The organism is bacterium SCSIO 12696 (genome assembly GCA_024397955.1).
Classification (GTDB): Bacteria; Pseudomonadota; Gammaproteobacteria; order Pseudomonadales; family Porticoccaceae; genus SCSIO-12696.
Map to the genome: position 1 here is coordinate 2,084,968 of CP073744.1, position 18,611 is coordinate 2,103,578.

Here is an 18,611-nt window from a genome sequence, read left to right on the forward strand (position 1 = left end):
CGTTGCTCATGTCGCCCCCACAACAGCGGGGGTAACTCATGAGTGAACAGTCGTAACCTGATGGATTTCCGCCCTGGCGGAAAACCGGTTCTATTTTGCTGGAACCAGCAGTGAAATATCGGCGATGTCCAGGAACAGCTTGCGAAGCTTGGTGAGCAGGGCAAGTCGATTGTTCCGCAGTGCCGAATCGTCGGCCATGACCATAACATCGTCAAAGAATTTGTCCACACCCTCACGAAGCTGGGCCAACTCACCCATGGCATCGGCGTAATGGCGCTCTGCCAACATCGGGGCAATGGTGGGTTCCAGTCGCTCTAAATCGGCGGCCAAAGCCTGCTCGGCGGGCTCTTGAAGTAAACCCTTCTGAATCTCACCAGCCACGTCACTACCCTCCAGCTTAGCAAGGATATTGGACACTCGTTTGTTGGCGGCAGCCAGTGCGGCGGCGGCTTCCAGTTGACTGAACTGGTGAATGGCCTGCACCCGCTGATCGATATCCAGTGGGTTGCTGAGCTGTTTGGCGACTACCGCCATAAACACTTCGGCGGCGATGCCCTGGTCAACATATATAGCGCGGAAGCGATCTGTCATGTAAGTAAGTACTTGCTCCACAACGCTGTCGGCCTTTGGTAGCCCACTGTATAACTGAGCCGCCTGAGTCAGCGCATCGCGCAAATCCAGATCGATGTCGTTCTCCACCAACAGGCGCAACACACCCAGGCTGGCCCGGCGTAACGCAAATGGGTCCTTGGAGCCAGTAGGGGTCATCCCAATACCAAAGATGCCCACCAGAGTATCGATGCGGTCTGCCAATGCCAGGGTGGTACCCACCTGAGTTTGTGGCAACCGGTCTCCGGCAAAGCGGGGCAGGTACTGCTCGAACAGAGCTTCGCAAACGTCGCTTGGCTCGCCATCGTGCTGGGCGTAGTAGCGGCCCATCAAACCCTGCAGGTCGCTGAACTCCAGCACCATTTCCGACACCAGGTCGGACTTGCTTAACTGCGCCGCCCGATTCGCTTCTGTGGGGTTGGCGCCAACGGTGGGCGCCAGCGCTTCGGCCAGCTTGGCCACCCGTTCGGTCTTTTCGAAAACCGTGCCCAACTGCGCCTGGAAAACAATTTTTTGCAGCTTCTCGCGGCGATTTTGCAATGACGTCTTTTTATCGGTGTCGTAGAAAAACGCAGCGTCCGCCAGCCGTGGGCGAATCACTCGTTCGTTGCCAGCGATTACCTGAGTCGGGTCTTTCGACTCAATGTTGGCAATGGTGATAAACAGTGGCATCAGCGCGCCGTTACTGTTCACCACATGGAAGTACTTTTGGTGTTCCTTCATAGAGGAAATCAGTGCCTCGGCGGGCACCTCCAAAAAGCGCTCTTCAAAGCGGCCCAACAGTGCAGTGGGCCACTCGTTCAAGGCGGTCACCTCATTCAACAGGTCGTCGTCAATTACCGCCCGGCCACCGGCTTTTTCAGCGGCGGCTTCCACCTGGCTGCGAATCAGCTCCCGGCGTTCGTTAAAGTCCGCCATCACGTAGCCACTGCGCAGCAGCTCCAGGTAATCAGCTGGGCTATTAACGGTGATATCGCCGTCGCTGTGGATGCGGTGGCCACGGGTAGTGCGGCCAGATTCAATACCCATCACGCTGCCATCAATCACCTGGTCGCCATGCAGCAGCACCAACCAGTGCATGGGGCGAACAAACTCGGTGCGCGACGCCCCCCAACGCATACGTTTGGCAATGGGCAGTGCCTTTAGGCTGCTTTCAATAATGCCGCCAATCACCTCGCGGGTTTTGGCACCCTCCTGAGTAGCTCGGTGGCACAATTTGTCTTGCTTGCCGTCGTTCTCAACTTGCAGAGCAGACACCTCAAGGCCGTTCTTCTTGGCAAAGGCTTCGGCGGCTTTGGCTGGGTTGCCCTCTGCATCGAAGGCAATTTTTGCTGGTGGCCCCCAGGCGACAACCTCTTGGGAGGGGGCCTGTTCAACCAGGCCCTTTACCAACACCGCCAAGCGGCGGGGCGAGGCGTAAGCCACGCTGGACTCAAAAGCCAATTGCGCTTCTTTCAAACCGCGGGTTATGCCGTCGTGAAAGCCGTTGGAAAGTTGCAGCAACGATTTGGGTGGCAGCTCTTCAGTGCCAATCTCAACCAGAAAATCTGCGCTCATGGCTTGTCTCCTTCTGGCTGGTTGGCAGCAATCACTTCATCCGCCAGGGCTTTGGGTGCCAGCGGAAAGCCCAGAGCCATTCGCTTGTTGAAATAGCTGGTGGCGGCATCTCGGGACAAGGCCCGCACCCGCAAAATATAGCCCTGGCGCTCGGTAACCGAGATCGCATGACGAGCATCCAACAGGTTAAAAATGTGCGATGCCTTCATCACCATTTCGTAGGCGGGCAAGGGCAGGTCCGCAGCCACCAGCTTGGCGCACTCGCGCTCGTAGTGGTCAAACTGCTGGAATAAAAAGTCCACGTCCGCCTGTTCAAAGTTGTAGGTGGACATCTCCACTTCGTTTTGGTGGAAAATATCCCCGTAAGTTACCGGCGTGCCGTCGGGGCCGTGGGTCCACACCAAATCGTAGATGCTGTCCACGCCCTGCAAATACATGGCAATGCGTTCCAGGCCGTAGGTGATTTCGCCAGTGACCGGGTAGCATTCCAGGCCACCGGCCTGTTGGAAGTAGGTAAATTGGGTGACTTCCATACCGTTGAGCCACACCTCCCAACCCAAGCCCCAGGCACCCAGAGTGGGTGATTCCCAGTTGTCTTCCACAAAGCGGATGTCGTGGATTTCGGGGTCAACGCCCATGGCCTGCAATGAGCCCAGGTACAGTTCCTGAATATTGTCAGGGGATGGCTTCATCACTACCTGGAATTGGTAGTAGTGCTGCAGGCGGTTGGGGTTTTCGCCGTAGCGGCCATCGGTGGGGCGGCGGCAAGGTTGTACGTAAGCGGCGTTCCAGGATTCCGGGCCCACAGCGCGTAAAAACGTGGCCGGATGGAAGGTGCCGGCACCTACCTCCATATCCAGTGGCTGCATCACTACACAGCCCTGAGCACTCCAGTAATCCTGCAGTGCACTGATCAGCTCCTGAAAGGTGCCGGGAAAAGTCTGTTTGTCTGCCACGTTAGGAAACTCCGCAGGCATTATAAAAGCGGGCCATTATACGGGGCACCGATGGTCTGTGACAGAGTGGCCGAGCAATTTGATTGGGGTGTGCTTCAAATTCCGGTAAGCTCTGGCCCCATTATTGGCACAGCGTTTTTTTATGAAAACCAAAATAGCTCTCGCTCTGTTCCGCTTTGTGGGTTATTGGCCTCTGGGTGTGGCCCGTGGCCTGGGCACCTTGGTGGGCCGCATCATGTGGCGTAAGCAAACCCGCGAAGCGCGCATTACCCAAACCAATATCGAGCTGTGCTTCCCGGCCCTGAGTGCGGATCAACAAGCCGAGCTGGCCAGAGCCAGTGTGATCGAATTGGGCAAAACCTTTTTTGAATTGCCCCTGGTGCTGCAACGCAACCCCCAGTGGGTGTACCGCAAAATCAAAAAGGTTCATAACCAGGCGTTGCTGGACGAAGCGCTGGCCAGCGAGCGGGGCACACTGATCGTCAGCCCTCACCTGGGCAACTGGGAAGTGATCGGCTTTGAAGTGGGCCGCCAGTGCCACATGACTACTATGTACGAACCGTCCCGCTACCCGGAAATGGACGCCATCGTTAAAGAATCCCGCAGCAAATTGGGCGCCGATCTGGTACCCACCGACAAACGCGGGGTAATGGCGTTGGTCAAAACCCTGCGCACCGGTGGAACCGTGGGAATTTTGCCCGACCAGGAGCCCGACCTGGAAAGCGGCGACTTCGCGCCTTTCTTTGATACCCCGGCTCTCACCATGACCCTGCTAAATAAACTGGTGCAGCGCACCGGTGCTCGTGCCATTATTACCTTCAGCTTACGAGTGCCCGGCGGTTTCGAAATGTTTTACCAAGAGCCGGAGGCCGAGTTTTACGGCGATGATGAAAAACAGGCGCTGGCCGCGCTCAATCGCAGTGTTGAAGCGGCGGTATCAAACGCGCCAGCCCAGTATCAGTGGGAATACAAACGTTTCAAGCGGCGCCCGGATGGGCTGCCACCTGTTTACTAATTTACCAATGTGGGTTTATTGAGCTTTTTACAAAAAGCTTGCCCAACACAAGGAGCTACCATGCTGACAAGAGCACTACTGTTATCTGCTGGCCTGTTACTACTGGCCGGCTGCGAAAGCGCTTACTACAGCGCCTGGGAAAAAGTCGGCGTCCACAAGCGGGATATTTTGGTGGACCGCATCGAAGATACCCAGGAAGCCCAGGAAGACACCCAGGAACAATTTCAGGATGCCCTGGAAAAATACCGCTCGGTGGTTAACTTCGATGGCGGCAACCTGGAAAAGCTCTATAACCAGCTCAAGGGTGAATACGAAGACAGCGAGGCCGCTGCCGCCAAAATAACCGCGCGCATCGACAGTGTGGAAGACGTGGCCGAAGACCTGTTCGACGAATGGGAAGAAGAGCTGGAAAGCTACACCAGCGATCGCCTGCGCCGTGACAGCGCCAGCAAATTGCGCGATACCCGCGCCCAATACCAGCGCCTGGTAAAAACCATGCGCCGTGCTGAAAAAAGCGTTGCCCCGGTACTCAATACCCTGCGCGACCAAACCCTGTACCTGAAGCACAACCTCAACGCCCGTGCCATCGATTCCCTGAAGGGCGAGCTAAAAACCATCGATGCCGATGTGGGCCGACTGATCTACCAAATGCAGCAGTCCATCGAGCAGGCCAACCAGTTTATTAACAAGATCAAACAGGGCTAAGAGCGCTTCTTACGCGTTCTTGCCTCCGCGCCTTTGCCCGGCAAAGGCGATCAAAACCAGCACCAAACAGAGGAATTGCCATGAATCACAAGCACACACTCGGGGGAATACTGCTAGCGTTATTGCTGTGCGGCTCGGCCTGGGCTCACAACAGCAAAGTGGAAAACCCGGCCCCCACTTGTGGTTTTGGTGACCTGCGCATCGACAGCGACTTTCCAATGGGACGGGTAAGTGAGTGCTCACAAATTGGCAAGAACGAATACAGCATTAGCGTTAAGCCAGAGAACCGACCCATCAACCACTCTGCCTGGTACGCCTTCAAAGTTTACGCGGCGAAAAAGCGCACCATCCGTATTTACCTGAACTACGACCACTCCCCCCATCGCTACCCGCCCAAAATGAGTCGCGACGGTCGCAACTGGGAACTGTTGCCAGAGAAAAACCAGCAGCTGCTGTACGACAACAAAACCCTGAAACTGACCTTGAAGGTTGGGCCTGAGCCCCTGTGGATATCCGGCCAGGAAATTATCAGCAATCAGGACCACATCAACTGGGCAGACAACGTGGCAGCCCGGGGCCTGATGCAAAAGACCCTGTTGGGTGAATCCGCCGAAGGCCGCCCCATCTACAAGTTGGAATCCAACACCGCCGAGCGCCCCGGCTATGTGGCCATTGTGGGCCGCCAACACCCTCCGGAAGTTACGGGTGCACTGGCACTGATGCCGTTTGTGGAAGAAGTGATGGGCGATAGCGAACTGGCCCGTCAGTTCCGCGACAAATTCAACGTACTGGTGGTACCCAATCTCAACCCAGACGGTGTGGAACACGGCCACTGGCGCCATGGTACCGGCGGTATCGATCTGAACCGCGACTGGGGGCCGTTCACCCAACCAGAAACACAACTGATGCGCGACGAACTGGCTCGCTTTAAAGGCGAAGACGGCGACTCCCTTTACCTGTTCCTGGACTTTCACTCCACCTACGAAAACATTTTCTACACCCAGCCAGACGACAAAAAGAACTTCCCACAAGGGTTCACCAAAGCCTGGCTGGAAGCGCTGCTAAAACGCATTCCCGGCTTTACCATGAAGCGCAATCCCGGCCACAACCCCGGGCTGCCTACCTCGCGCAACTACATGCACGAAAACTTTGGGGTAACCGCGATCACCTACGAAATGGCGGATAAAACCGACCGGGAAGAAATCAAAATCATCGCCGAGCGCGCCGCTCAGGAAATGATGAAACTGCTGCTTTCCAGCTATCAGGAATAAAAGCTGCCATCCCCGCGAAGGCGGGGGCGGGGATTCACTGTTTTAAACCGGAGGGAGAACCATGAAAAAAACCGTACTCGCAGTGGCGGCACTGGTTGCATCCAGCGTTACCTTTGCTCACAACCACGACCGCTTTGCCAACGTAAAAATAGAAAGCACTCAAGTGACCGACGGCATCTACATGCTGAAAGGGGCGGGCGGTAACCTGGGCCTGTCGATAGGGGAAGATGGTACCTTCCTGATCGACGACCAATTCGCACCCCTGGCAGATCGTATTGCTGCAGCCATCAAAAAGCTCGGTGGTGACACGCCCAAATTCCTACTCAACACCCACTGGCACGGCGACCATACCGGTGGCAACGAACACTTTGGTAACGCGGGCAGCATTATTGTGGCCCACGACAACGTGCGCAAACGCCTCACCACCGAACAGTTTGTCAAAGCCTTTAATATGAAGTCGCCACCACAGCCCAAAGCGGCGCTGCCAGTGGTGACCTTCTCACACACCATGACCTTGCACTGGAACGGTGACGAACTGAACGCCGTGCACGTAGGCAACGCCCACACCGACGGCGACAGCTTTGTGGTGTTTAAAAACGCCAACGTGATTCACACTGGCGACCTGTACTTTGCCGGTATGTACCCGTTTATTGACCCGGACAGCGGCGGTTCCATCGCCGGTGTGGTTAAAGCCGTGGACAAAATGTTGGCTCACAGCGACGACAACACCAAAATTATTCCCGGCCACGGCCCGCTCTCCAACAAAGCGGAACTGCAAAAATACCGGGATATGCTGGCCACTGTTCACAAGCGCATCAAAGCCCTGAAAGACCAGGGCAAAACCGAAGAAGAGACAGTTGCGGCAAAACCCACTGCGGATCTGGACGCTGTGTGGAATGGCGGTTTTTTAAAAGCGGATAACTGGGTAGGAATTATTTACCGGGGTATTTAATACCCGAACCATACAAGGCTCCCGCCCAAGAGGGAGCCTTGTCTCAAAGGAGTGAAAAATGGGAATGTGCTTGGCGCTTCACAGCGTATCCGATAAAAACATTGAAAAAATCCTGAACCAGCCAGAGCTTATATGGCAGCTCATTGCACCAGACGACCCAGAAATTTACCAAGACGCTATTCAGCAAATACAACAACCGGGCTTTCTGGCCCGGCTATTTGGTAAAAAGCCACCCGCCCCCGTTGAACCCCAGCAACTGAACCTGGCAGAAGGCGAGGGCGTTGAAGATGACCTGGATAAATCCTGGCATGGCATCCACTTTTGCCTGAATAAAACCGACTATGACGCACAGCCGCCTATGGACTTTATTACCGTGGGCGGCCTAAGCGCTGGTGATATTGATGTGGGCTACGGCCCCGCAAGGCTTTTTCACCACGACACAGTAAAAACCATTCACCAGCACCTATCGGAAATATCCACGGAAGGCCTACAGGCCAACTACGACCCACAGAAAATGGACGAACTGGATATCTACCCCAATATTTGGAAGCGTGATAGCGATGAAGGTTTTGAATACATCGCAGACTACTTTGATAACCTTAAAACCTTTGTTGAAAAGTGCGTAAAAAATAAGCTGGGAATGGCGGTGTATTTGTGTTGAATATCCGTTACGAACCGTAATCGGTAGCACAAAGAAGGCGCTGGTAAATTTGTATTTAACGGTAACATCCATTGATAAACAAAAATAAGGAACGTTATGACGGATAATAACTTGTATAAATCTCCAGATAGCGAATTGGTAAGCACTTCTTCAGCTGAAGATATTGCTACCTATCGAAAAAAGCTAATACCGAAATGGATCAAAGTATTTGGCTGGATATTTATTGTGATAGGTAGTTTGGCGCCAATGATAGCTATTTTTTCAGCAATGACTGGAGTGAATGGCGAGTTCGCCCTTTATGGGTTAGAAACTACCGGGTCGATACTTTCCCCAGTAGCGATGCTAATTGTAGGACTTTTTTTGGCCCATGGAATTTGCGCATTTGGCCTACTGTTTACAAGATCTTGGGGTGTTAGCTCTTGTATGGTGTTGGGGTATATCAGTGCAGGAATATGCGTTTATACAATGTTTATTGGTGATGGCCTATTCATTCGCTTGGAATTAGCTGTTCTCATCCCGTATATCGTTAAGTTGCACAAACTAAAACCAATTTGGTCAGGTAGTTAAAAGGTCGGCAAGTTTAAAAACTGTTAAAAGCACCCTAAATTTGAGGCGAAAAATTTAACAATGAACATCTACCTCGCCATAAAAACTCTCCATATCCTGAGTTCCACCGTGCTGTTTGGTACCGGCATAGGCATAGCCTTCTTTATGTTTCGCTCGATGCGAGCAAACAACCTTCACGAAAAACTTTACGCTGCTAAAAATACCGTATTGGCTGACTGCCTGTTCACCCTGCCCGCAGTGATTATTCAGCCGTTATCTGGAATCGCACTGATTTATCTGGTGGGCTATAACTGGAACGATTTTTGGTTAACCACCACCTACATTATTTATATTCTGGTCGGCTTGTGTTGGCTGCCGGTAGTGTGGATTCAAATACAACTGAAAAAAATGCTCGCTTTGGCCATAGAAACAGAGGAACAACTTCCCCAGCGTTATTATCGGCTATTTAAACTGTGGTGTGCGTTGGGTTGGCCAGCCTTTATAGGTTTGATGGCAGTGTTTTACCTGATGGTGGCCAAACCGGTATGAACGAGTTTTCCGCAGAAGGCGTTTGGTTTATCTACGATGGCGAGTGCCCAATTTGCAATCAGGCTGCCCAGGCCCTGCGTATCAAAGAAAAGTACGGCGCACTACATTTATTAAATGCTCGCGAAGAAAAAGGACATCCTCTTCTACAAACAATTACACAAAAAGAATTTGACCTGGACGAAGGCATGGTGATCTACACTGATGGCCGCTTTTACCACGGCAAAGATGCCCTCAAATTTATGGCCCGCCATGGCGAAACCAAAAATCCGTTTATGGCGTTTTGCAAAAGCCTGTTCTGGTCAGACGGGTTGGCCAAATTTTTATACCCGCCCATGCGTGCAGTACGCAACTGGTTAATCAATCGTAAGGGCGCAGGGCGTATCGATAATTTGCAGTTAAAAGAACAGCCGATTTTTCAATCTATCTTTGGTGACAGCTGGCAAGCACTGCCACCAGTAATGCACAAGCACTACCGCAACCGGCCCTACACAAACGACAAATATTTGGTGCGCGGACGTCTGGATGTAATGTGCAAACCCCCCCTTACTTGGCTAGCACCGCTGATGCGTTTAATGGGGCAAATCCCCACCCGCAACGCGCAAAACGTACAGACAACAGTAGAGTTTCAAAGTGAGATAAAGAGTAAGGCATTTCACTTTTACCGCAAATTCTATTTCACGGCTGACAAGCCCTATATCTTCCATTCAAAAATGCTGCCGCTAAACGATGGCGAAGTCGTGGAACTAATGGCGTTTGGATTGGGCTGGAAATCCAAATACAGCTGGGACGGCGAAAAGGTGATTCTGGCGCACAGGGGTTATGTACTGCGTTTGTTCGGCTGGCTTATGCCACTACCTTTGCATTGGTTTATGGGCAAAGGCTACGCCGAAGAGCGCGCCATAGACGACAATCACTTTGAAATGGAAACCCATATTCGCCACCCATGGTGGGGCAAAGTGTATGAGTACAAAGGAAAGTTCGAGGTGGTCGATTGAGTGGCCCTATAAAGCGTGTATTGATTATTGGTGGTTACGGCAACTTTGGCCGTTTTATCGCCAAACGACTGGCTACCGATGCCAACCGGCAATTGATCATTGCCGGTCGCTCACTGGAAAAAGCCCAAGCACTGATTGCCGACATGGAGGCGGCCAATCAGCCAGAAGCAATAGCCCTGGATATTCACCAAAACCTTGAACAGTCATTACAGGCTATAAAGCCAAATATCGTGATTCACACCTCCGGCCCCTTTCAGGGGCAGGGCCACGATGTGGCGAAAGCCTGTATCCAATGCGGCGCACACTATATTGACTTGGCAGATGGTCGGGAATTTGTGGCAGGCATTGACGCACTCGACGCTCAGGCAAAAGCCGCCGGAATAACTGTAATCAGCGGTGCCAGCTCTGTTCCCTGCTTAACCTCGGCACTGATGGATTACTACCAAGATGACTTCAGTGAAATGGAATCGCTGGATTACGGCATCACCACCGCCCAGAAAACCACCCGCGGCTTGGCCACCACAGCAGCCATACTTAGCTATACGGGCAAACCGTTTACTACACGGATAGAAGGCAAAGAGCGCTCTGTCTATGGCTGGCAAGGGCTAAAGCGAAAGCACTTTAAACAACTTGGCTGGCGCCTGCTGGGCAACTGTAATGTGCCTGATCTGGCGCTGTTTCCCAAACGTTACCCAAGCCTAAAAACTATTCGCTTCTATGCCGGGCTGGAATTGCCATTTATTCATATAACTCTATGGTTGCTATCCTTTTTGGTACGAATCGGGTTAATTCGCAAATTGGAAAAGTCCGCAGGCTTACTACTAAAAACCTCCTTCCTGTTCGACCGCCTGGGCAGTGCCAATAGTGGCTTTTATATGCAGCTTTCAGGTAAGGGGAAAGAGGGCAAGCCCAAAACCATAGAATTTGAGCTTACCGCTAAAAGTGGCGATGGGCCCTATATTCCCTGTATGCCAGCTATATTGCTTTGCGGCAAATTAGCACGAGGGGAGCTGAATCAGGCAGGGGCTTATCCCTGTATTGGGTTTATCAGTAAGGAAGAGTATTTAATGGCTTTGGAAAGTATGGATATTTCTTGGGAAGAAAGCACCTCCTAACCCCTCCCCGTCATTGCGAGGAGCCGAAGGCGACGCGGCAATCTCTCTCAGAAACCGCCTATCTTCAAGTCGACATGGCCTGTTCACATCAAATGTTAAATAAAGCACTATAGTGCCTATACAGCTGGCAGGATGTGCGGCAGGGGGTATTCAGGGTTTCCTTTCTAGTTTGTTTCTTGTCGGCTAATAATGCTCTTTTGAATAGAGTGTCTGTTTTCGAACCAAAGCGGACACTGGAACCAAAAATCGAACGAATAAATAAATTTAAGGATTTCGTCATTGAAAGCTAAATTAGAATTGGAAAACGATCTAAGAGATATTGTTTCTCGCATAATGTCTCAAGTATCCATAGCTTCAAAGCAAACCCGAACAGATATCAATCTAGCCTCTGAGGATGCATGGATACCGATCCTGAGGGAGGTATTTCAGGCGTCTAAACTTGAAAATTTAAATCGCCATCAAAAAAATTATCCCGGGATTGATCTTGGAGATACCGAAAATCGCATTAGCTTTCAAGTAACGGCAACAACTAACCTCGACAAAGTAAAAGATTCAGTAACCACATTTATTGACAAGCAATATTACAATACTTTTGATGACCTCTATGTGTTTACCCTAGTTAAACGGCAAAAAACATACTCGCAAGAAGCAATCGATAAGATAGTTGGTGAAATGCCGTTTCATTTTTCTACGAGTGAACACATTGTTGATCCAGAAGTAATAGTGGAAAAAATTACGAGCATGCGTTTTGCGACGCAGCAGAGATTACTTAGAGAGTTAAAGGGCGTCGCAGGAGATATTGATGCCAGAATTAACAGTTTGGATACGGATGACAATGTTCCATATGTTTTTGTATCTAACTTAGCTCAAGTGACTTTCCCAACTTCGATCTATAGTGCAGTTCCAGAAATTGATAAAGATGGCATTTGGGAGACTGCAAAAGAATTCTTGACATATCTGCCTAAAAAAAAGACGACGCGATCATGTTTGTATCTAGGGTTAGAGTTAGCTGGGTACTCACACGCTCAATTTGTACTTCACGAAAATAAAGTATTCACATTTGAAAACTTGGAAGAGTCTTCTCCTTTCTCTGGAATGATAGATGAGGGAACAATCGAACGGTTTGATGTTACAGAATTTTTCAATAGCGAATTCTCAGAATATGAAAATATTTTTAAACAACTTTTGAAGTCCAATATACAAGAGACTCTAAAAAAGGATGAGGTTTATTATCGGAGAAAAGATAGACTTTTCTTGTTTATGCCAAAAGAGGAAGGCGATAAAGCGAGAAAAGTAACTTGGAAAGATAAGCGGAAGGCGACGAGAACTGTTTATGATCAGATAAAGTCTTCTAAAGATGAATATAAAATATACGCACATAGGCACTTTGGCTTTGATTTAACTTTTACCATGATTGAGGATGAATGGTACTGCATGATATATCCATCGTGGCTGTTTACATACCAACTAAAGCGCACACATTTAGACAATCATAAATTGGTATCAGATAAAAAGAAGCTTGAGAAAAATCATTCTGTCAGGGATCACATTAGATTCGTATCCAGTTACCTAGGTGAGCTGACATCAAAAAATGAATCATTTGTAAAAATAAGCAGCCCTCTGGAGTTTGAATTCAAACACTCAGAGATCGTTGATTTGTCCGACGAGGAAGATTTGGAGGGAGAAAATGAAATTCAAAATATTGGATGAGCCCAAATTAACTTTTGGTAGAGGCGATCACGTTTGCCCTAAAACTGGAATTGAGTCTCTTGGTGTTTACGATATCAATGACGAGCTTAGAAAGTCAGAATTACGAGTTGGACTTGTGGGGCGACCAAAAGGAATAGATGATTTGAATGGATGGTTGCGTCATTGTCAATCATTTATAGAAGGTAAAGAAAGCAAGCTGCCTAACTTGTTTCGAGGGTTTGGCGGGTTTTCAGATACACATGGTTATTACTGTAAGCTGCTCTATGGGGATAGATCAACTCGTCCTATTGAGAATTCGAAAATCCAAAAAATACAGAAGATAAAAGATATTGAAGAGCGTATTAATTCTTGTGTTCAGCTTTATTTCGAAGAAATTCGCTTCTTAGCCGAAAATAGGCCTGTGGATGTTATTGTTTGTGCGCTGCCAGATGATTTATTTTCGGCCGTTACTGAGAGCCCATCTTTAGAAAAAATTAAAAACAATGAAGATATTTTAGAAGATCGGCTAGGTGAGCAAGCTGATGAGGAAGCTACCCAGCTAGAATACAATTTTAGGCGTCTTCTAAAGGCGAAAACTATGCCGTTCGGTGTTCCGCTCCAACTTGCGAGAGAGAAGGTGTTCTGTGTTGGAAAAAATCCGAGAGATATTGAGGATGAGGCTACGAGAGCTTGGAATTTTTGTACAGCCCTTTACTATAAAGGTATAAAAACTATTCCGTGGAGATTAAGAGAAGACGTTAATAAACCCAGAACATGTTATGTTGGAGTAGGGTTTTATAAGAGCCGTGATAAAAAAACAATTTCTACAAGCTTGGCGCAGGTTTTCGATGAATATGGTCATGGTGTTATCTTAAGAGGCTCTCCAGTTTCAATAGACAAAGATAATAAACGACCGTATATGGATAAACAGCAGGCATTTGATTTGCTGTCTAATGCTTTAGATGAATACAAGCGCGCTTTAAAGCAATCTCCTGCTCGTGTTGTTGTTCATAAAAAAAGTAACTTTAGAAAAGAAGAGATTGACGGATTTAATATCGCACTCGAATTGAAAGGCGTTCAGCTAAAAGACTATGTAACTGTTATGCCGTCCTCTATTAAATTATTCAGTTACGAATTATTTCCTCCACCTAGAGGAAGCTTTTTAGCATTGAGTGATGATCGAGCTATTTTATATACTCGTGGTTTCATCAACTACTATAAAACTTACCCTGGCGGTTATGTGCCCACTCCTATAGAGATAAGAGCTTTTGAAAACGAATATTCAATAGAAAATATCGCTACGGAAATCCTGGGCCTTACAAAGATGAACTGGAACAATGCCCGCCTAGATGGAAAATGGCCAATTACCTTGGAGTGTGCGGAACGAGTTGGTGAAATCCTAAAGTATGTGGAAGACAAGCAGACGCCTCAGGCGAGCTATGCATTTTATATGTAGTAGTGTGTAAATATGCACAGCATGAAATGTCCGCTCTTGGCCGAAGGCATACATAATTTTGCCACTTGACACAAATCTCAATCTCGCTATCATTCCCACCACTCAACCCTCGCTGCCAATCAGCCACCCAAATGAGGAGCACTTAAATGTACCAATCAACAATTCGGAAAAATAAAAAATAACCTTTTAAGTGCTGATGCCTGGAAGGTTATTCAAAATACCTTCCAGCCCGAAAACCGCTTTCTATAAAGCCCTGGCTGGTACTGCCGGGGCTTTTTCGTTTTTGCGTTAACAATCCCGCTGGAAGGTTTAATCAATAACAGCATGCCCGAAACAGGGCAGGGGTTTGTTATGCCTGTAAAAATGGAACTCAATGCCGGCAATAACGGTTTTAAGCCGGTAAAAAGTTATACGCGGGATGTGGATAACACCGCGTTGACGCAATTAAAAAATTTGTCGCAATTGTCTTTTATTCACTCCCATGTGGCCGCGATGCCAGATGTGCACGCGGGTATTGGCGCCACGGTGGGCTCTGTGATTCCCACTAAGTCGGCAATTATTCCCGCGGCGGTGGGGGTGGATATTGGCTGTGGGATGGTGGCGGTACAGCTATCGCTGAATGCGGCGCAGCTGCCAGATAATCTGAAGCCCATGCGCGATGCCATTGAGCGTGCGGTGCCGGTGGGTGCCAGAGCGCACAAAATGGTGAGCGCTCGTGATTCCGCATGCCGCTCTTTGCAAGGCGGTGTCAGTTGGTTGTTGGAGAAGCACCCAACGCTGCAAAAAATGCTGAAAAACCCACAACAAACCTGGGTAAAGCAGCTGGGCACGTTGGGCAGTGGCAATCACTTTATCGAGCTGTGTCTGGATGAAAGTAACGGCGTGTGGGTGATGCTGCATTCCGGCAGCCGGGGCATTGGCAACGCTATTGGTCGCTACTTTATCCAGCTGGCTCGCAAAGATATGAGCGGCCATATGCACAATTTGCCAGATCGTGATTTGGCCTACTTTAGCGAGGGCAACCCACACTTTACAGACTATATGGCGGCGGTGGAGTGGGCGCAGGAGTACGCGCGCATCAACCGGGAAGAGATGTTGAATCTGGTATTGCGGGCCATTCGCCCACTGTTGCCGGCGTTTACTTTGATGGAAAGCGCCATTAACTGCCATCACAACTACGTGAGCCGTGAACATCACTACGGCGAGGACGTATACGTGACGCGCAAAGGCGCTATCCGTGCTGGTGAAGGTGAGTTAGGCATTATCCCCGGCAGTATGGGGGCGCGTTCTTACATTGTGCGCGGCAAGGGCAGTGAGCAGTCGTTTTGTTCCTGCGCCCACGGTGCTGGTCGCACCATGAGCCGCAGTGAAGCGCGGCGGCGCTTTAAGCGCGAGGATTTGGTGCGTCAAACCCAAGGTGTGGAATGCCGCAAGGACAAGGGCGTGCTGGATGAAATCCCCGCCGCTTATAAGGATATCGATGTAGTGATGGATAACCAGAGTGATCTGGTTGAGGTGGTGTACACCCTGAAACAAGTACTTTGCGTTAAAGGTTAGCGATTTAAAAGAAACATTCCTGAGGAGGAAGCCAATGAAAACCATTCCCGGTTTTAACACCGAACGAACGACAACACTTTTTAGAAAAAATTTTGGAAAGAACTATGGACACTCAATTACTCGACGAAGTAATCGCTTGTCTGTCTGGAGAGCGTTATCTGTTCCCCTACAACGATGATCGCTATGCGGTCGCGTTGTTGCAACGCCTGTTGCGCAGTGGTGAGCAGAGAATATCCGACTTAAAGCGTACTCCCTACGGCAAGCTGTTAAATAAACCGGCCATTCAGAAAATGGTGGCCACAAAAGGTGATGGCAAACTCAACCGCCAGGATTTGGATTGGTTGGCGATGAGCAGTAACCCCTATGTGCTTACCTTGGGTCGTTGGGGCGGCAAGCCGGATTACCGTTGGAGCCAGATTTCCCGCCCCGGCGAAAACCTGGTATTGCAGCTGAATTTTAATCGCGGTCACGATCAAGACTTTGAGCACTCCCTGACTATTGATCGGGAGGAATTTAACGGCTGGAGTCACCCCACCAGTGATAGCGGCAGAAGCACCCTGAGTTGGGCACGAATCGATCTGGATCTGGACAGCGGCCAGGCGCTGATTGAGGAAATACAAACGGACTGGTACCGGGATGTGCTGCGTTTGTATCGCCGCAAACAGTGGGCGGAAAACCAAAAAAGGGAGCAGTTTTTCTTTTGGGGTTATGAACTGTCCGTTAAACAGGTTCACGGTTATTGCATGCGCACATTGGGTGCGCACCAAAAGTGGAACGAAGCCATGCTAACGGCGGCACTGACGTTTTTGTGGGAGCAGGTGGGCATTAACGACATTTACTACCACAGCTACGAAACTGGCCGCATGCTGAAAAACATTGGCGAGTACAGTGGTCCGCCCCGTTCCCTGTACACTGATCTACCCAAGCGCTTTTGTTTTCAGGAAGTAGAGCAAGGCCCGCAGTGGATCGAAAACTGCACACCGGCGCGGCGGCGGTTAAAGAAAGTGAAACAACCGAAGTGGTTTCGGTTGTGCATTTAATCCGGTTCGTCATTGCGAGGAGCGAAGCGACGCGGCAATCTCCATCAATGCACTGCCATGCTAGCTGAGATCGCCGCGCTTCGCTCGCGATGACGAGAATTAAACGTGGGATCACAATAAAGGAGGAACCATGCCTGATAGAAACCACAACAATCGGCGCACTCAGCGTCAAGCCACGGGCAATCCCATTGCCCAAAATCCTTTGCTTCGCAAAGGTGGCGTGCACGAAAAATCCAATAGTGCCAAACGCCAAAGCGCCAAGCGCGACCTGAAACAGCGGGTTCGCGCCTGGCGCAATTTTTTAAAAACTTTGCCTGCCTAGCTTTTATATACTTAAAATTAACAGCCAGCTGCTTCACTATAAGACCAAGTATAAGTTCTCTGCTTATACCTTTATATTTACTTATCAAGCAGTGTAAATTTATATACTGCTGGCGTAATTTCCCCAGAAAAATACTCATCTGAAACATTAATTTCTATAAAAAGGGATTTCGTAATGATCAATATTAAAATACTCGTTGCTTCTATTTTATCTGGCCTTTTGTGTCCAGAAGTAGCACCCGCGTGTGAACGCACCTTACAGTCATATGGGGCAGTTGGTGATGGTGTCACTGATGATACTTTTGCATTGAATGCAGCTTTTTCGGACGTCTGCGATCTTGATGGCGAGTGGCTAACTTACGTTACTACTTCTGAATTAAGAATTGAGAACGATATACATGTTAAGAATTTTGAATTGAGGCTATCAGAGCTGGCTTGTACGACTGAATGTTATCCAAGCCTGTCTGCTGTAGGTACTGATATTCTGACGAAGTATGGGGGCACTGTAAGCCTTAAAAATGTGACAGTGAATCGTGGCGCAAATTTAGCGAATGGAAGAAGCCCAGACTCTACTGCAGCGATCCTCATAAGTGGGGTAACAAGCGGTCTTCTTGAGGACGTTTCGGTCACGGGCGATGGTATTGGTTCTGGAATTAGAGTAGTCGATTCAGATAATGTTGAATTGAATGGCGGTCTAATACATGACATGAAGTTTTCTTCAGAAACACCACTGGATGCTTCTGGAGAGCACGAAAGGCTTCAGGGTATTTTAGTTCAGAGGTCAACTAACGTTAGAATTTTGGGTACGAAAATAGAAAGATTGCACTCTACAGATGATGGAGGAGTAACTTATTTGCCATTTCAAACAGATGGCATAACAGTATCCGGTACGGATGGTCTGTTTATTCTTAGTGTAGCAGTTGAAAGTGTAGGTGAAGGTATCGACTTGACTGGCAACCTGACTATTCCTGGTGGAAGTGGTTTAGTTGGAAATAGGAACTTTGAAATTGCGCACTCTTCGGTTTTTGATGCTCACTCATGGGGGTTCAAATTTGCCAATACGGCTCGTCATGGGTTGGTGCGAGATTCGACCGCCGTACGGTCGGGCTATGCAGGCTTTGTGTTCTCAGGGCCATCTAATAGCAATACAATAGGGGCTGAGGCAACACAGAATATAATTGCTGATAACTGTCTTGCAAAAGATACGGGCTACAATAGTTCTTGGCCTGCTGCTTATGGCTTCTTGGTTTTAAAAAACGACAATTTTTTTTCATCATATCCAAAAAAAATAGTCATCCGAAATAGTGTCGCTAAAGACGATCAGGCCATTCCTACCATGAATTATGGCTTCTTTAGTCAAAACCCGATTAACGTTGTGAACAACGTCGATTCTTATCACCATATTATCGATGGAGCTAGTGGGTTCGACTCTGCAGCGTACACTACTTCTACAATCGAAGCCCATCATCAGAACATACTTGGCTGCGCCGTAAAAGATACAAGCTTAGAGTGGTGGTTTGAAAAGGGCGCATTTGGTGGCTGGGACGAAGCACGTTTGGTTGCAGACCTTAATGATCTTCTTAACAGACATGATTTTGGCAGCTGTCAGTAGGTAAA

The 18,611-nt window shown here is 49.1% G+C and carries 17 protein-coding genes; 15 read left to right on the forward strand and 2 right to left on the reverse strand.

All coding sequences use genetic code 11. The annotated features are described in order from the left end of the window. Positions 1–90 precede the first annotated feature (90 nt). Both glyS and glyQ read right to left on the reverse strand, forming a co-directional pair. Positions 91–2,166, reverse strand: a complete 2,076-nt coding sequence (gene glyS, locus KFE80_09625) for a glycine--tRNA ligase subunit beta (GenBank protein ID UTW44652.1) — start codon at positions 2,164–2,166, stop codon at positions 91–93. Continuing rightward, on the reverse strand, positions 2,163–3,143 hold the full coding sequence (gene glyQ / locus KFE80_09630; protein UTW44653.1) for a glycine--tRNA ligase subunit alpha: 981 nt from the start codon (positions 3,141–3,143) through the stop codon (positions 2,163–2,165). Before glyQ ends, glyS begins: the two co-directional genes overlap by 4 nt. Before the next feature lie 121 nt (positions 3,144–3,264). On the opposite strand from glyQ, the gene KFE80_09635 reads away from it, so the two are divergent. The 15 genes from KFE80_09635 to KFE80_09705 all read left to right on the forward strand — a co-directional run bounded on the left by KFE80_09635 (position 3,265) and on the right by KFE80_09705 (position 18,606). Next, positions 3,265–4,137: a lysophospholipid acyltransferase family protein gene (locus KFE80_09635; GenBank protein UTW44654.1), complete on the forward strand. Its 873-nt coding sequence runs from the start codon at positions 3,265–3,267 to the stop codon at positions 4,135–4,137. Between the two features lie 60 nt (positions 4,138–4,197). Then, positions 4,198–4,842, forward strand: a complete 645-nt coding sequence (locus KFE80_09640) for a DUF2959 domain-containing protein (GenBank protein ID UTW44655.1) — start codon at positions 4,198–4,200, stop codon at positions 4,840–4,842. 80 nt (positions 4,843–4,922) lie between these two features. Further along, positions 4,923–6,113: a hypothetical protein gene (locus KFE80_09645; GenBank protein UTW44656.1), complete on the forward strand. Its 1,191-nt coding sequence runs from the start codon at positions 4,923–4,925 to the stop codon at positions 6,111–6,113. Positions 6,114–6,174: 61 nt separating this feature from the next. Beyond that, positions 6,175–7,065 carry an MBL fold metallo-hydrolase gene (locus KFE80_09650; GenBank protein ID UTW44657.1) on the forward strand — a complete coding sequence of 297 codons (891 nt, stop codon included), beginning with the start codon at positions 6,175–6,177 and terminating at the stop codon, positions 7,063–7,065. A gap of 58 nt (positions 7,066–7,123) precedes the next feature. Beyond that, the gene (locus tag KFE80_09655) at positions 7,124–7,726 is read left to right on the forward strand and encodes a YfbM family protein (GenBank protein ID UTW44658.1); all 603 of its coding nucleotides are present in this window, start codon (positions 7,124–7,126) and stop codon (positions 7,724–7,726) included. A 96-nt stretch (positions 7,727–7,822) separates the two neighbouring features. Further along, positions 7,823–8,293: a hypothetical protein gene (locus tag KFE80_09660; GenBank protein ID UTW44659.1), complete on the forward strand. Its 471-nt coding sequence runs from the start codon at positions 7,823–7,825 to the stop codon at positions 8,291–8,293. A gap of 60 nt (positions 8,294–8,353) precedes the next feature. Then, complete coding sequence (locus KFE80_09665; GenBank protein UTW44660.1) at positions 8,354–8,821, forward strand: DUF2269 domain-containing protein; 468 nt, start codon at positions 8,354–8,356, stop codon at positions 8,819–8,821. Further along, positions 8,818–9,816, forward strand: a complete 999-nt coding sequence (locus KFE80_09670; protein ID UTW44661.1) for a DUF4166 domain-containing protein — start codon at positions 8,818–8,820, stop codon at positions 9,814–9,816. The genes KFE80_09665 and KFE80_09670 overlap by 4 nt, the downstream gene beginning before the upstream one ends. A gap of 8 nt (positions 9,817–9,824) precedes the next feature. Continuing rightward, a complete protein-coding gene (locus tag KFE80_09675; GenBank protein ID UTW46688.1) occupies positions 9,825–10,931 on the forward strand; it encodes a saccharopine dehydrogenase NADP-binding domain-containing protein in 1,107 nt (368 codons plus the stop codon). Between the two features lie 279 nt (positions 10,932–11,210). After that, positions 11,211–12,641: an SMEK domain-containing protein gene (locus KFE80_09680; GenBank protein UTW44662.1), complete on the forward strand. Its 1,431-nt coding sequence runs from the start codon at positions 11,211–11,213 to the stop codon at positions 12,639–12,641. Next, the gene (locus tag KFE80_09685) at positions 12,619–14,076 is read left to right on the forward strand and encodes a hypothetical protein (GenBank protein UTW44663.1); all 1,458 of its coding nucleotides are present in this window, start codon (positions 12,619–12,621) and stop codon (positions 14,074–14,076) included. Before KFE80_09680 ends, KFE80_09685 begins: the two co-directional genes overlap by 23 nt. A 351-nt stretch (positions 14,077–14,427) precedes the next feature. Then, entirely contained in the window at positions 14,428–15,633 is a 1,206-nt protein-coding gene (locus KFE80_09690) for an RtcB family protein (protein ID UTW44664.1), read from the forward strand. A 104-nt stretch (positions 15,634–15,737) separates the two neighbouring features. Further along, positions 15,738–16,673 carry a hypothetical protein gene (locus KFE80_09695; GenBank protein ID UTW44665.1) on the forward strand — a complete coding sequence of 312 codons (936 nt, stop codon included), beginning with the start codon at positions 15,738–15,740 and terminating at the stop codon, positions 16,671–16,673. A 130-nt stretch (positions 16,674–16,803) separates the two neighbouring features. Continuing rightward, positions 16,804–16,995 carry a hypothetical protein gene (locus KFE80_09700; GenBank protein UTW44666.1) on the forward strand — a complete coding sequence of 64 codons (192 nt, stop codon included), beginning with the start codon at positions 16,804–16,806 and terminating at the stop codon, positions 16,993–16,995. A gap of 174 nt (positions 16,996–17,169) precedes the next feature. Continuing rightward, entirely contained in the window at positions 17,170–18,606 is a 1,437-nt protein-coding gene (locus KFE80_09705; protein UTW44667.1) for a hypothetical protein, read from the forward strand. Positions 18,607–18,611 lie beyond the last annotated feature (5 nt).

What these genes read in the sequence shown, in the direction of transcription:
- glyS (UTW44652.1), bottom strand. Translation starts at nt 2,166, where the DNA reads ATGAGCGCAGATTTTCTGGTTGAGATTGGCACTGAAGAGCTGCCACCC.
- glyQ (UTW44653.1), bottom strand. Translation starts at nt 3,143, where the DNA reads ATGCCTGCGGAGTTTCCTAACGTGGCAGACAAACAGACTTTTCCCGGC.
- KFE80_09635 (UTW44654.1), top strand. Translation starts at nt 3,265, where the DNA reads ATGAAAACCAAAATAGCTCTCGCTCTGTTCCGCTTTGTGGGTTATTGG.
- KFE80_09640 (UTW44655.1), top strand. Translation starts at nt 4,198, where the DNA reads ATGCTGACAAGAGCACTACTGTTATCTGCTGGCCTGTTACTACTGGCC.
- KFE80_09645 (UTW44656.1), top strand. Translation starts at nt 4,923, where the DNA reads ATGAATCACAAGCACACACTCGGGGGAATACTGCTAGCGTTATTGCTG.
- KFE80_09650 (UTW44657.1), top strand. Translation starts at nt 6,175, where the DNA reads ATGAAAAAAACCGTACTCGCAGTGGCGGCACTGGTTGCATCCAGCGTT.
- KFE80_09655 (UTW44658.1), top strand. Translation starts at nt 7,124, where the DNA reads ATGGGAATGTGCTTGGCGCTTCACAGCGTATCCGATAAAAACATTGAA.
- KFE80_09660 (UTW44659.1), top strand. Translation starts at nt 7,823, where the DNA reads ATGACGGATAATAACTTGTATAAATCTCCAGATAGCGAATTGGTAAGC.
- KFE80_09665 (UTW44660.1), top strand. Translation starts at nt 8,354, where the DNA reads ATGAACATCTACCTCGCCATAAAAACTCTCCATATCCTGAGTTCCACC.
- KFE80_09670 (UTW44661.1), top strand. Translation starts at nt 8,818, where the DNA reads ATGAACGAGTTTTCCGCAGAAGGCGTTTGGTTTATCTACGATGGCGAG.
- KFE80_09685 (UTW44663.1), top strand. Translation starts at nt 12,619, where the DNA reads ATGAAATTCAAAATATTGGATGAGCCCAAATTAACTTTTGGTAGAGGC.
- KFE80_09690 (UTW44664.1), top strand. Translation starts at nt 14,428, where the DNA reads ATGCCTGTAAAAATGGAACTCAATGCCGGCAATAACGGTTTTAAGCCG.
- KFE80_09695 (UTW44665.1), top strand. Translation starts at nt 15,738, where the DNA reads ATGGACACTCAATTACTCGACGAAGTAATCGCTTGTCTGTCTGGAGAG.
- KFE80_09700 (UTW44666.1), top strand. Translation starts at nt 16,804, where the DNA reads ATGCCTGATAGAAACCACAACAATCGGCGCACTCAGCGTCAAGCCACG.
- KFE80_09705 (UTW44667.1), top strand. Translation starts at nt 17,170, where the DNA reads ATGATCAATATTAAAATACTCGTTGCTTCTATTTTATCTGGCCTTTTG.